Annotated in this window: 14 protein-coding genes and 1 pseudogene; 5 read left to right on the top strand and 10 right to left on the bottom strand. The window is 65.9% G+C overall.

Features of this window, described 5'->3' with window-relative positions:
- Both WA965_RS04715 and WA965_RS04710 read left to right on the top strand, forming a co-directional pair.
- On the top strand, positions 1-704 hold a 704-nt coding region (locus WA965_RS04715), incomplete at its 5' end, for a DUF4245 family protein (RefSeq protein ID WP_526447149.1).
- A 14-nt stretch (positions 705-718) separates the two neighbouring features.
- On the top strand, positions 719-1516 hold the full coding sequence (locus tag WA965_RS04710; RefSeq protein ID WP_526300541.1) for a dienelactone hydrolase family protein: 798 nt from the start codon (positions 719-721) through the stop codon (positions 1514-1516).
- On the opposite strand, the gene WA965_RS04705 is transcribed toward WA965_RS04710, so the two are convergent.
- Genes WA965_RS04705 through WA965_RS04695 form a run of 3 tightly spaced genes read right to left on the bottom strand, consistent with a single transcriptional unit; the run spans position 1497 to position 4366 of the window.
- Positions 1497-2711 carry an AI-2E family transporter gene (locus WA965_RS04705; RefSeq protein ID WP_526300539.1) on the bottom strand — a complete coding sequence of 405 codons (1215 nt, stop codon included), beginning with the start codon at positions 2709-2711 and terminating at the stop codon, positions 1497-1499. The two genes, WA965_RS04710 and WA965_RS04705, sit on opposite strands and share 20 nt — an antisense overlap.
- Positions 2712-2747: 36 nt before the next feature.
- Positions 2748-3587 carry an SDR family oxidoreductase gene (locus WA965_RS04700; protein WP_526300537.1) on the bottom strand — a complete coding sequence of 280 codons (840 nt, stop codon included), beginning with the start codon at positions 3585-3587 and terminating at the stop codon, positions 2748-2750.
- Positions 3584-4366 (bottom strand): SDR family NAD(P)-dependent oxidoreductase, encoded by a 783-nt coding sequence (locus tag WA965_RS04695; RefSeq protein ID WP_526300535.1) that lies wholly within the window; start codon positions 4364-4366, stop codon positions 3584-3586. The genes WA965_RS04700 and WA965_RS04695 overlap by 4 nt, the downstream gene beginning before the upstream one ends.
- Before the next feature lie 104 nt (positions 4367-4470).
- Between WA965_RS04695 and WA965_RS04690 the strand changes: the two genes are divergently transcribed.
- Both WA965_RS04690 and WA965_RS04685 read left to right on the top strand, forming a co-directional pair.
- Entirely contained in the window at positions 4471-4935 is a 465-nt protein-coding gene (locus WA965_RS04690) for an SRPBCC family protein (RefSeq protein ID WP_526300533.1), read from the top strand.
- An 85-nt stretch (positions 4936-5020) separates the two neighbouring features.
- Positions 5021-6727, top strand: a complete 1707-nt coding sequence (locus WA965_RS04685) for a SulP family inorganic anion transporter (RefSeq protein ID WP_526300531.1) — start codon at positions 5021-5023, stop codon at positions 6725-6727.
- Here WA965_RS04685 and WA965_RS04680 read toward each other — a convergent pair.
- The 3 genes from WA965_RS04680 to WA965_RS04670 all read right to left on the bottom strand — a co-directional run bounded on the left by WA965_RS04680 (position 6724) and on the right by WA965_RS04670 (position 10178).
- Positions 6724-7602, bottom strand: a complete 879-nt coding sequence (locus tag WA965_RS04680; RefSeq protein WP_526300529.1) for a formylglycine-generating enzyme family protein — start codon at positions 7600-7602, stop codon at positions 6724-6726. The two genes, WA965_RS04685 and WA965_RS04680, sit on opposite strands and share 4 nt — an antisense overlap.
- A 75-nt stretch (positions 7603-7677) precedes the next feature.
- Positions 7678-8622: an HAD family hydrolase gene (locus tag WA965_RS04675; protein WP_526300527.1), complete on the bottom strand. Its 945-nt coding sequence runs from the start codon at positions 8620-8622 to the stop codon at positions 7678-7680.
- A gap of 2 nt (positions 8623-8624) precedes the next feature.
- Positions 8625-10178 carry an arylsulfatase gene (locus tag WA965_RS04670; protein WP_526300525.1) on the bottom strand — a complete coding sequence of 518 codons (1554 nt, stop codon included), beginning with the start codon at positions 10176-10178 and terminating at the stop codon, positions 8625-8627.
- Between the two features lie 277 nt (positions 10179-10455).
- Between WA965_RS04670 and WA965_RS04665 the strand changes: the two genes are divergently transcribed.
- Complete coding sequence (locus tag WA965_RS04665; protein WP_526300523.1) at positions 10456-10911, top strand: hypothetical protein; 456 nt, start codon at positions 10456-10458, stop codon at positions 10909-10911.
- Here the strand turns inward: WA965_RS04665 and WA965_RS04660 are convergent.
- From WA965_RS04660 to WA965_RS04645, 4 genes and pseudogenes are all read right to left on the bottom strand, one after another.
- Entirely contained in the window at positions 10877-11629 is a 753-nt protein-coding gene (locus tag WA965_RS04660; RefSeq protein ID WP_526300521.1) for an alpha/beta fold hydrolase, read from the bottom strand. The genes WA965_RS04665 and WA965_RS04660 overlap by 35 nt on opposite strands.
- Positions 11630-11671: 42 nt before the next feature.
- The gene (locus tag WA965_RS04655) at positions 11672-12805 is read right to left on the bottom strand and encodes a 3-beta-hydroxysteroid dehydrogenase (protein WP_526300565.1); all 1134 of its coding nucleotides are present in this window, start codon (positions 12803-12805) and stop codon (positions 11672-11674) included.
- A 51-nt stretch (positions 12806-12856) separates the two neighbouring features.
- Positions 12857-13069: an exodeoxyribonuclease VII small subunit gene (locus WA965_RS04650; RefSeq protein ID WP_526300519.1), complete on the bottom strand. Its 213-nt coding sequence runs from the start codon at positions 13067-13069 to the stop codon at positions 12857-12859.
- Positions 13066-13290, bottom strand: a pseudogene (locus WA965_RS04645) (exodeoxyribonuclease VII large subunit); the annotation flags it as partial. The pseudogene WA965_RS04645 and the gene WA965_RS04650, both read right to left, overlap by 4 nt.

Raw genomic sequence — 13290 nt, 5'->3', positions numbered from 1 at the left:
CCGGCGACCCGGGCAGCGAGCCCGAAGACGCAGGCCACGACCGCCTGTCCGAAGGCACGGGTGGCTACGGGGCGCCGGCCCCGCCGCCTGCGAAGCCCCGCCTGCTCCAGGACGGCCGCGACATGTTCTGGTCGATCGCACCCCTGGTACTGGTCTGCATCCTTCTCGCCGGTGTACTCGGGATGTGCTCGTTCGCACCGACGGGCCCAGGTGCCGGTCCGGTACCCGACTACGACGCGCCCGCGGCACTGCAAGCCGATGCCGACGCCCTCGACATCCCCATCCGGGTGCCGGCGCTGCCCGACGGGTGGGCGGCGAACTCCGGCAGCCGCAAAGGCATCGAAGGCGGGCGTACCGACCCGGTGACCGGACAGCAGGTGCGGGCGGTCAGCTCGACTGTCGGCTACCTCACGCCCAGCGGCATGTACCTGAGCCTGACACAGAGCAACGCCGACGAGGACAAGCTGATGGCCTCGCTCGGCACGGACCTGGTCCCGACCGGAACGCACGAAGTCGACGGCGTCACCTGGGTTGTCTACGAAGGCGGCGAACGCGACGGCCGGGCGCCTGAACCGGTGTGGACCGCACAGGTGCGCGGTCCTACCGGGCCGGCGCAGCTGGCCCTGACCGGCGCCGCAGGTACGGACGAGTACCGTACGCTGGCTGCTGCGACACAAACCCAGCCGCCGCTGCCTGTCACATAACTCCAGGAGACGCCATGAGCGCGCCCACAGCAGATCTGAGTGGATGGAGCGCCGCGCCGTTCACGGCGGCAGGCTTCACCTACGACGTCTACCGCAGGGGCGAAGGTCCCGGCGTCGTGCTCATCCCGGAGATGCCCGGCCTGCACCCCGGTGTGTTGGCGCTGGGAAATCACCTGGTGGACAATGGCTTCACCGTGGCCGCCCCGTCACTATTCGGCACCCCGGGGGCACCCGCGCTGCGGCCCGGAGCGTTGCCGGTGCTGCTGAAGGGTTGTGTGGCCAAGGAATTCGCCGCGATGGCGACCAACGCCGACCGGCCGGTCGCGCATTATCTGCGGGCGCTGGCACGTGACCTCAACGCCCGGACTCCGGGCAAAGGCGTCGGTGTGATCGGCCAGTGCTTCACCGGTGGCTTCGCGTTGGCGGCCGCAGTCGACGACAGTGTGCTGGCGCCGGTGATGAGCCAGCCCTCGCTGCCGTTGCCGCTCACCCCACGCCATCGTCGCGACCCGGGGCTGTCCGAGGACGAACTGCAGGTGATCGAGCGCCGTGCCGCGGACGAGGGACTGTGCGCGATGGGGTTGCGGTTCAGCGAGGACCCGATGTCACCGGGGGACCGGTTCACCACCCTCAAGGCCCGGCTCGGGGACGCCTTCGAGGTCATCGAGATCAACTCGAAGAAGGGGAACCCGCACGGCATCGGCCGCGCGGCGCATTCGGTGCTGACCGACCAGGTGCGCGAGGTCGACGGACACCCCGCCTACGAAGCCCGCAAACGGGTGGTCGAGTTCCTCAGGTCTCGGCTGGTGTAGCGGCAGCCGGGTCCGGTTCGGGCTCCGATTCGGTTCGGAGCCTGGGCTTGCCGGGGAGAATCCGCCGCCACCACGGAATCTGACGTTCGGCGTCGTCGTCCGCCGGGTCGGCGCGGGTTCCGGTGATCGACTCCAGCGATGCCCCTTTGTCCACGGCCAGGTACACGCTGATCGTCGTCACGATGACGATCATCAGCACCGGGCCGAGGACGATCCCCCAGAAGCCGAACATCGTCAAACCGGCGAACACCGCCAGCAGCATCAGTGCCGGGTGCAGGTGGGCGCTCTTGGGGACCAGGAACGGCCGTAGCACGTTGTCGATGCTCGTCGTCACGACGATGTGGAACACCACGACGAAGATCCCGCCTGCGACGTTGCCGAAGATCGCCAGCCCGATGCCCAGTGGGATCGTGACGATGCCGCTGCCCAGGGGAATGAAGGACAGTGCCGTCAAGAAGATGACGAACATGAAGAAGCCGTCGTGCAGGCCGGCGATATAGATCGACACGGCGCCTGCGACCCCTTGGCACACGGCGATGATGAGCTGGCCTTTGACGGTGGCCGACACCATGGCGCCGACCTTGTCGAGGTAGAGGTCGGATACCCGCTCACCCAGCGGATTCAGATCCCGGAACAGCGTCAGGACCCGGTCGCCTCTGGTCAGCAGCGCGACGAAGACGTAGAGGAAGATGATCATCCCCGTCACGACCGAGGCGATGCTGCCCACCGAATCGCGGAGGAACTCCAGCGCGATCTGCCCACCGCCCTGTCCGAGTTTGGCCGCCGCATCGCGGACCGAATCCTGGGTCAGGGTGACGTCCATGAACGGGATGCGCGCCAGCGCCTGGTTGGCCGAATCCAGCAGTCGCTGAGCCAACGCGGTGAAGTCGGTCTGGTCCACCCAATTGCTGACACTGGTCACCATCTGGCTGATCTGCAGGAACGCCAGGAAGGCCACCCCCGTCACCGGGACGGCGACGGTGGCGATCGCGGCGAGAAGTGTTGCCGTGGCCGACAGCCCGACATTCGTCTTCGCCAGGAGGCGCCGGTACAGCGGATTGAACAGGTACGCCAGCACCGCCGCCACCGCGATCAGCAGTACGTAGCCGCGCAGGAAATAGGCGCCGAACGCGAGAGCGATCACCGTGAGCACAGCCAGAGTGCGCTTCTGTGTGACGGTGAAATCGTTCGTCATGCGCCCTCCCGACCCCGCTGCTGCCGACCGGCAACCCTAACCCGGGTCGACGGCGCGCGGCGGCGATCCCGTCGTCTGCCGCGACCGCTGCCCGGCGACGAACTTCATCGCCAGCCGGTTCATCAGCACCGGCGCAGCGCGCGCGAACAGCCACTGTGCATGTGCCACAGTTGGTTTGACCAATATCGCCTTGTTGCGGTCGATGGCGCGCAAGGTGTCGCGGGCCAGCCGGTCGGCGTCGTAGGGCTTGCCGCCCTGGTTCTGCAGGAAGTAGTCGCGTCCGACGAACCCGCCGACCGCACCCTTGTCGAGGATCGGGGTCTCGACGGCTGCGGGGCAGACCACGAGCACGCCGACTCCCCGGGGGACGGCTTCGGAGCGCAACGCCATGGACAGCCCGACGACCGCATGCTTGGTCGCCACATAGCTGGTGACCTGCCCGGCCGCGGTGAGACCCGCCATCGACGCGGTGTTGACGATGTGGCCGTGCCCCTGTCGGAGCATCTGCGGGTAGGCCGCTGCAACACCGTGCACCACGCCGCGGATGTTGATGTCGATGATCGTGTTCCACTGGTCGAGGGTGAGGAGTTCGGTGTCGCCGCCCCAGACGATGCCGGCGTTGTTGAACATCAGGTCCAGTCGCCCAGTCCGGTCGACCACCTCGTCGACGGTGGCTTGCACAGCTTCTGCGTCGGTGACGTCCAGGCGTGCGGCCCGCGACTTCGAGCTCAGCGAGGACGCGGTGCGTTCGGCAGCGTCGCCGTCGACGTCGGTGCAGACGACGTGTGCGCCGGCAAGGTCCAGGGCGCGGCACAGCGCCGCGCCGATGCCCGAGCCCGCGCCCGTGACGATGGCGTGCTTTCCGGCGGCGCTCATGACTGTTCGACCAGTCGCATGACGTGTCCCATCACATCGGGATAGCGCTTGAGGTGGGCGCCGCCGTTGATGTCGAGAACCTCGCCGGTGAGCCATGACGACCCCGGAGAACACAGGTACACAACGGCATTCGCGATGTCCTCGGGTACACCCGCCCGGCCGAGCGCGGTGTTGTCCACGTAGTCCTCGACCACCCCGGGCACCGAGGCCGCCGCCTCGGTCAGTGGGGTGTGCACGAAGCCGGGGGCCACGGCGTTGACCCGGATACCGCGCGGCCCCATCTCCAGGGCAGCCACCTGGGTCAGCATCGACAGGCCGGCCTTCGCCGCGCAGTAGGCGCTCATTCCCGCCGCGGGTTGCCTGCCGTTGAGCGAGCTGATCTGCACCAGTGAACCGCCTTCCCGCAGGTGCCGGCCGGCGTGCTTGGCGACGATGAAGGCACCGTTGAGGCAGACGTCGATCACCGCCCGGAAATCTTCGGCAGCCATGTCGGTGATCAGTCCGACATTGCTGAAACCCGCACAGTTCACGGCGATGTCGATCGCGCCGAGATCGGAGAACAGGCGCTGCACCGACTCCTCGTCAGTGACGTTGACGAAGGCACCGGCGTGGCGGCCACCGAGCTCGGCGGCGCGGGCATCGGCGCCGTCGGCATTGAGGTCGGCGACGGTGATCCGGCACCCTTCGGCTGCCAGCGCTCTGGCGGTCGCCCACCCGATCCCTGATGCCCCGCCGATGACGACGGCCTCTCTGGCGACACGCCCGGTACTGTTGGTCATCCAGTTGGCCCTTCGAAGACGGAATAGAACGTGTTCCAACTTCACATCCGGGGGGCCGAAGTGCAATAGCCGCCGGAGATCGGCGCAATGGCAGACTCGAGGCCGTGACCGAATTGAAGATGTCCGAATCGATTTCCGTGGCCGTTTCCCCCGAGAACCTGTACGCACTGGTGTCGGACGTGACCCGGATGGGCGACTGGAGTCCGATCTGCCGGGCCTGCTGGTGGGACGAGGGTGGCGGGCCTCAGGTGGGCGCATGGTTCACCGGCCGCAACGAGACGCCGGAGCGAACCTGGGAGACCCGCAGCCAGGTGGTGGCCGCCGAACCCGGACGGAAGTTCGCGTGGGAGGTCAACAACGGCTGGGTCTACTGGGGCTACGAGTTCGAACCGGAGGGCGACGGCACCCGGCTCACCGAATCCTGGGAATTCCTGCCCGCCGGCATCGCCGGGTTCCACGAACGCTTCGGAGACGCTGCGGACGCCGAGATCGCCAGGCGTAGCGACGCAGCACGAAGTGGTATCCCCGCCACGCTCGCGGCGATCAAGGCGGCCGCCGAGAGCGCCTGACGCTTCCCAGCGTCTCTGGTGCCGGGCGCTTCTCACCCTCAGCGAAGGATTACGCGAGACGCCCAGCCGTGGCAGGGTGCTTCTTGTGGACGACGCGCCGGTCGAACGGGGCCATGTGGGGGGCCGCCTCCGCGGATCCGCTGCAGCCCTGGGTCGGCCCCGATTCCGTGATGTGATCGCAGGCCTGGTGACGGGCCTGTTCTCGATTCCCGAGGGGATGGCCTACGCCAGCATCGGCGGATTCAATCCGGTGGCCGGGCTGTACTCGGGCATCGTGTCGACGATCGTCGGTTCGGTTCTGGCCCGCACCGTGTTGATGGTCACGACCCTGACCAGCGCCCTCGCCCTGTCGTCACGCAGCGTGTTGACCGACGCCGGCCTGGACCCCGCCGACCCTGCCAACGTCGCCGCGCTGGCGCTCGTGGTGGGCCTGGTGATGTTGATCTTCGGCTTGCTGAAGTTCGGTTCGATCATGAATTTCGTGTCCAACGCCGTGATGACCGGGTTCACCACCGGGATCGCATTGCAGATCATCGCCGGGGTGATCGGCGATGCGACGGGTTACCGGCCGGACAGCCACAACACCATCGGCAAGTTCATCGACGCGTTCGCCCACATCTCCTCGTGGGCGTTGGCGCCGTGTCTGGTCGCGCTCGCGACGGTCGCCGTGTGGGGCGTGTTCCGGTTGGTCAAACCCCTGGAAGCCTTCGCGACGCTGATCGCCCTGGTGGTGGTCACGGTCGGCGTCGCCGTCCTGCAGATCGACGTCGAGACAGTCGGGGACATCGCGTCGATCCCCAATGCACTCCCGCCGTTTGTCGTTCCGCACTTCGCCGCCATGCCTGACCTACTGGTCGGCGGTCTCGCCGTCGCGCTGGTGGGACTCGCGCAGGCAGCCGGGATCTCCGCGGCGGTACCGAACCCGGACCGCAGCCGCCCCAGCACCTCGGGCGACTTCGTCTCCCAGGGCGCAGCCAACCTCGCCGGCGGCTTCTTCGGTGCGCTGCCCACCGGGGGGTCGCTGTCGCGTACCGGGGTGGCGGTATCGGCCGGCGCCCAGACCCGCTGGGCCGGCATCTTCGCCGGCGTGTGGCTCGCAGCGCTGGTGTTGGTCGCCGGTTCGCTCGCCGAGGTGATCCCGATGCCGGTGATCGGGGGATTGATCCTGGTCATCGGTGCCGAGTTGGTCACCGGCCGGTGGTCCGACATCAGGCTGGTGCTGCGGACCGCCCCGCTGTCAGCGGTCGCGATGCTGGTGACGCTCGCCGCGACCACGCAGCTGCCGTTGCACACCGCGATCCTGATCGGCGCGATCACGTCGCTGGTGCTCTACTGCGTGAAGGCTTCGCAGGCTGCCGCGCTCATCGCCCTGACGAGGTCGGCAGAGGGTCATTGGCTGGTCGGACCGGTGCCCGAGACGGTCGACAGCAACGCGGTGACGGTGTTGCAGTACTCCGGCGTGGGACTGTTCGCGGAGGTGCCGCGCATCGACGAGGAGTGGCCGCGGGTCGCCGATTCGAGCAACGCCGTGGTTGTCCTCGGTATGAGGACGCTGCCCGATGTGCCCTCCTCGAAGGTGCTCAAGTCGCTACACCGCTGGGCCTCCGAACTCCGCGATCGGGGCGGTCGGTTGATCGTCGCCGGCGCGAGCCCGGCGACGGTCAAGGTGCTGCACGAGGGTGGCGTGACAGAGGTGCTGGGCCCCGACGGCATCGTGCCGGCCAGCGACCGGGTATTCGGTGCTGTGGAAGAAGCAGTGCGCCGCGGCGAGGAGTGGATCGCGGCGCGCTAACGCCCCACACAACGGAAACCGATGTGGCTCATGCCGGTGTCGATCATCTGCGGGCGGCGGGCCGACGGCCGATAACGCATGCAGTAGCTGTCCGCGCACAGGAATGAACCACCCTTGATCACTTTTCGCGGGATGCGGAACTGTGGCTGCCGGGGATCGTAAGAGTCCGCAGCACAACATGGTTGGTCGTCGCGGGCGGCGCCGTACCAGTCAGTGGTCCATTCCCAGACGTTGCCCGCCATGTCGTAGAGCCCGTATGCGTTGGGCTCGAAGCTGCCCACCGGGGCGGTCTGGCCGTAGCCGGTGTCGGGGAGATAGGGGAACTCACCATGCCAGTAGTTGGCCAACCTCTGACCGGGTTGTTCCGGTTGGTCACCCCACGTGTAAACGGCTCTGTCGAGGCCGCCCCGGGCGGCGACCTCCCAGTGCGCTTCGCTGGGCAGATCGAGGCCGGCCCACTCCGCGTAGGCCGCAGCGTCCTCGAACGCGACGTGGACGACGGGATGGTGCTCGCGGTTGCGAAGGGAGGAGCGGGGACCACGGGGGTGGTTCCAGCACGCGCCCGGCGTCCAGGTCCACCACTGGTTGAGGTGACGGAGGTCGACGGGTCCGGCGGTCCGGTGGAAGACCATGGATCCCGGCTGTAGGTTCTCCGGCGGCGCGTCCGGATAGTCGGCGGGGTTCAACGGGCGCTCGGCGACCGTCACATATCTTGTTGCACTGACGAATCCGTCGAAGTCGGCATTGGTCACCTGATGCTTCTGGATCGAGAATCCGCCGATCTCGATCTCACGGGCCGGGCCTTCCTCAGGGTAGTCGTTGTCGGCGCCGAGAATCGTGGTCTGCGGTGGGATCCAGACCAGATCGCTGCTCATCGTGCACGCCGGGACTGCGGTGAGGGCGCCGAAATCCGAGTGACCGGCACCCGGGACGCGGCCTCAACGGTGTTGTCAGGCAAAGACGGTCGTCCAGTCGTTCTTCATGCTCACCACGCTCCACCCGTAATCGCCGGCATGTTGAAGCACCCGTTCGGCGCCTGCGGTGTAGTCGAATTCGCGTTCGGCGTCATCGTGGAGGACCAGCAGTCGCAGGGCGGGCGCACCGGGTAGCCCTGAATACATCAGCATCTCGTCGTCGCCGTTGGAGTTACCCGCGGACAGGATCGGGCGTCGCCCGATTCGGTTCCAGATCCGCACCGGCTTCTCCGGTCCGTCGTCGAACACGTCCAGTGCCGGCTGGATCAACAGGTTTCCGTGGCCTGCCTCGGCACCGCTGCCGCCTTCGAACTTCAGTCCCTGCGAACTGCCCACCACCCGCTCCGGAGGAATGCCGTAGATCGATTCCGTGATCGGCCGCATGAAATCCCGGCCGCCGCCGGAGACGATGTAGTTGGTGAAGCCATGTGCTTCCAGATACCGCAGCAACTCCACCATCGGGGTGTACACACAACCCAGGTACGGCCGACCCAGGGTCGGATGTGTGGCGTCGGCGAAGAATGCGTTCACCAGCGCCGCGTGGTCCTCGACAGCCATCGACTCATGAAGGGACATCACTGCTCCGGCGAGGACTTTCAGATCGGTGTCATCACCCTGGTAATGCTTGGTGATCGCGCCGCCGAACCAGTTCAGATCGTTGGCGACCGCCGCCTGATAGGGCTGCTGCTGTGCGAGTGCACCGTCGGTACCGGCCTTCTCGACGAGCCTGCGCACGATGAAGTCGAGTTGGATGTACATCGGCTTCTCGCACCACAGCGTGCCGTCGTTGTCGAAGACCGCGACCCGATCCTCAGGCGCAACGAAGTCCGGGCCGTCGGTGGTGACACGAGCCACGAAGTCGACGATCGCCGACTTCGCCGAAGTTCCCTTACTGTCGGTCCAGGATTGCAGTTCCGGCACGCTCACCCACCGCGACTGGCGAGGAACTTCTCGAGCTCCTCGACCGCGTGGTTGATGGTGAACGACGCCGGTTCCTGGCGCGGCGGGAACTCCTTGAACGTCTCCAGGAACTGGTTGACGATCGCAGAACCGTAGAACATCAGATACAGCCGATCGATCACCCAGTCCCAGTAGCTGTTCGACGTCACATCGGCCCGTTCGAACGGATCGGTCCGCAAGTTGAACAGCTTGGGTGCCCGCAGTTTGGTGAACGGTTCGAACCACAGCTGCAGGGTGCCCTGGCAGCGCTGCTCCATGAAGACGATCTTCCAGTTGTCCGCTCGGATGCCCAGCACGTCGCCGTCGTCGGAGAAGTAGATCATTCCGCGCCGGGGACTCTTGTCGACCTCCCCGGTCAGATACGGCAGCAAGTTGTACCCGTCGATGTGGACCTTGTACTCGGTCTCGCCGTCGGCGCCGGCCTTGTGGCCGGCCTTGAGCTTGTCGACGATGTCCGGATCCCCGGCGGCCGCCAGGAATGTTGGAAGCCAATCATGGTGTTGCACAATCTCATTGGAGACACTGTGCGGCTTGATCTTCCCGGGCCAACGAATGACCTCGGGAATCCGGAACGCACCTTCCCAGTTGGTGGCCTTCTCGCTGCGGAACGGCGTGGTCGCGCCGTCCGGCCAGCTGTTGGCATGCGGACCGTTGTCCGTCGAATAGATGACGATGGTGTCCTCGGCGATGCCGAGGTCGTCAACCAGGTCGAGCAGCGTCCCGACGTTGCGGTCGTGATCGATCATCGTGTCGTGGTAGGGCGACTGCCAGCGGCCGGCCTGGCCACGGCTCTCCGGCTTGGTGTGAGTGCGGAAGTGCATGTGGGTCATGTTCATCCACACGAAGAACGGAGTCTCGGCCTCGTGCTGGCGTTTGATGAAATCCACACATGCTGAGGTGGTCTCGTCGTCCACGGTCTCCATCCGCAGCTTCGTCAGCGGCCCGGTGTCCTCGATGCGCTGTTTACCCACCGGACCGTAGCGCTCGTCGACCTCGTCGGACTCCTCGTCGGTGGCCCAGGAGTGAATGACGCCGCGCGGCAGCAGCGCCTTGCGCAGCAGCGGGGCTTCTTCGGCGGTGGGATAGTCCTCGTGCTCAGGTTCTTCTTCGGCGTTGAGGTGGTACAGGTTGCCGAAGAACTCGTCGAACCCGTGCGCAGTCGGCAGGAACTTGTTCAGATCGCCGAGGTGGTTCTTGCCGAACTGTCCGGTGGCGTAGCCCATCGGCTTCAACAGTTCGGCGATCGTCGGATCCTCTTTCTGCAACCCGATGTCGACGCCCGGCATGCCGACCTTGCTCATCCCGGTGCGGTACACGCTCTGACCGGTGATGAACGAGGATCGCCCTGCAGTGCAGCTCTGCTCGCCGTAGGAATCGGTGAAGAGCATTCCTTCATCAGCGATCCGATCGATGTTTGGCGTGTGGTAGCCCATCATTCCGCGGCTGTAACAACTCAGATTGGAGATGCCGATGTCATCACCCCAGATGACAAGAATGTTCGGCTTTCCGTTCGGCATCGTCGGCTCGCTTCCTTAGTGCCATGTCGCGGTATCGGTCTCGGCCAACGCTAGTACCGCCGCAGGCGAATGCCTACAGTTCGCCGCAACCTTTATCGAGTGTGCCGAGCCGCGTGCAGATATCACCTGAAAGGATGACGACGCGACGAGGAGTGCATCGGGCCGCATCCGCATTGTGATCGGCGCGAGTGGGTAGACGCATGTGATGCGTCAGGTCAACGCGCATTCGAGGCTCGGCACTCACCCGGATGCGACCGATGAGAAGTAGGGAGTACAGATGCCTGGTCTCAGTGAACTGGCTTTGGGGGCGGCACCCATCGCAGGTGGAGCACTGTTCGGGATCGCGGCGGGCAATGTGAAGCCGCCCGATGTTCGTGCGGCGATCACCAAGGACATGGACCTACTCGACCGGCTGCCCGAAGAGCAGACCGAGCGACGGGAGCGGTTGCAGCAGAGCATCGATCACCGAGTCGACGCGTTGATCGCGGCAAATCGCAGGGGCGAAGTCATCCGCGAAGCAGCCGCCTCGTACGGCGGAAACTGGCGAGACATCGTGCTCTTCGTCTGTGCGCTGCTGTTCACCTTCGTGTGGTGGAACGTCAGCCACGAGCGAGCCAACTGGATGCTGATGTTCATCCTGATGATCTCGCTGTCCACGCTGGCAGGTGTGTTCGCAGTGCGCGGCGTGACACGGATGCTCAGGCAGGTGTTCCGCGATCTTCGAGCGAAATAGCGGTCTCCTCCGCAGCGGCCATGTGCTCGCGAACCAGAGACGGATACCGGGTGCGGACCGGACGGAAGATGTCGTGCGGCGAATCGGCGAACTCGTGCAGTCCCGCCCTTGGGAACAGACGTCGGTATTGGTCCCAGTTGGCGTCGTCGATCACCGGGCTGCTGGGACTGCGGATCGCCATCAGCGGGATCTGCGACCGTGACAGTGGTTCCCAAAACGACTGCGTCCGAGCGGCCCGCACGGTGGCGATGGCCGCGTCGTGGTCGACGCGGTCGCGTACCGGCGTTCCGCGCCAGCGCCCGTCGAGCAGGCCCACCATGATCTCCTCGGTGAGCTCGATCTCCTCGGGTACGTAGTCACCGATCGAGATCGAGAGCACCCGATCCGGATGAGTGAGGGCCCACGCGACCGCGTAGGTGGTGCCGCGGGAAAACGTCATCACGTGCACCGGTCCGTCGGTGATCGCGTCGACCACCGCACCGACGTCGCGGGCGAGGGTGTCCGAGTCGTACGGCCCGGGTGCGGCGTGGCTGCGGCCGTGTCCACGAAGTTCGACGATGGCCGCCCGTCGACCGAGGGACGGCAGGATCTCGGTGTAGTCGTCGGCGACGTCGGTGAAGCCCGGCACGAAGATGATCGGTGCACCGCAGTCGTTGCCGCCGGAATCGAGGTAGGCGATCTGCGCGTCACCGCTGTCGGTGAAGCAGAAGTGCGGCATGTCCCTCCCGGTGTCGTCATCACATGATGACGACTCGCCGCGTCAGCCCGCAGGCGGGGCGGGTGCGGCCGCCCGTACGACGGGTTCGGCTGATTCGGCCTTCATCCGGTTGAACAGGTCGACGTAGTAGGGCAGGCAGTGTTCCAGCGCCTGGCTGGTGGTGTACACCGGCTGATATCCGAGATCGCGTTGTGCCTTGGCGATCGAGAAGTAGTTGTCCAGGTAGATACGTTCCACCGCAAGAGGTTCCAGCAGTGGCTTGGGTATGCCGAAGCGGAAGTGCAGCCGTTGCCAGAGTGTCATGGCGAACCACACCAGCCGGCCCGGCACCCGGAACTTCGGCAACGTCTGGCCGCAGGCCTCGACCACGGGCCGCGAGAACTCGAACATGTTGATGGGATCGCCGTCGTTGACGAAATACGCCTGGCCCGGCGCCGATCCGCCCGGCACCAGGTGTTGTGCGGCCAGGATGAAACCGTGCACCAGGTTGTGCACGTAGGAGTTGTCCAGCTTGACGTTCTTGTTTCCCACCAGCACTTTGACGTGTCCGGCGAGGACGCTTTCGAAGACCTTGCGAAACATGGTCTGGTCGCCTCGGCCCCAGATTCCGCTGGGCCGGATCGAGCAGGTGAGCATCCCCGTGCCGTCGTCGCCGCCGTTGGCTGTGAGCACGAACTTCTCGGCGATGACCTTGGTCTCGGTGTAGAGGTCGTTGAACCGCTCGGTGTAGGGCAGCGTTTCGTCTCCGCCCGAGATGGGCTGCCCGCCCATCACCACGCTGTTGGAGGCGGTGTAGACGAACCTCTTCACCCCGGCCTTCTGAGCCGCGTGCACCAGGTTCTCGGTACCGGTGACGTTGACGGCGAAGCTGCGGCGGCGGTACTCCTCGGTGACCGACGCTCCGCCCATCAGATCGATGATCGCCGCGGTGTGGATCACCGTGTCGATGCCGGTGACCACCCTCGCGACGTCGTCGAGATCGGTGATGTCGCCCTGGATGGTCTCGAGGCTCGGATGGGCAGGTAGCGGTGACGGGGCGCGGTCGAAGGAGCGGACGTCGAACCCGCGGTCGAGCAGTTCGGTCACCAGGTTCGCGCCCACGAATCCGGAGCCTCCCGTCACCAGGACCCGGCCGAGTTCGGTCGTCAGCGATGCATCACCCATGCAGGGGAGGATAACTGAAACGTGTTCCAATTTCGAGATCCGGCGTGCGTGATGGTTCCGAAATCAACCTTCGTCGGTGTCTCCGGCGGCCAATGCATCCTCCACCCTCTTGCGGGCTCCAGCTAAGTGCTTCTCGCAGCATTTAGCCAGTTCCTCACCCCTTTCCCAGAGTTTCAGTGATGCATCCAGGTCCAAACCTCCCTGCTCGAGTTGCTGCACCACATCGATCAGTTCGTCGCGCGCTTCCTCGTATCCGAGTGCACTAATAGGCTTCATGATCCGTCTCCCTCGCTGCCGTCGCTGATCGCCGTGACGGCGCCGTCGGCCACTCGTATTCGCAGGCGAACGCCCGCCGACGCGTCGGCGATGGACTGCAGTACCTTCGGGGCCCCGCCCGACCGCGGAAGGGTCTGCACGACCGCGTAACCGCGGGCCAGCGTCGCAGCCGGTCCCAGCGTGGTGAGCCGCGCCGACAGGTGCCCGATCCGGTCGGACTC

The sequence above is a fragment of the Mycobacterium sp. genome, from assembly GCF_049683935.1.
GTDB lineage: Bacteria > Actinomycetota > Actinomycetes > Mycobacteriales > Mycobacteriaceae > Mycobacterium.
The sequence above is the reverse complement of the archived record's forward strand: the minus strand, read 5'-3'. Positions and strand labels throughout refer to the sequence as shown.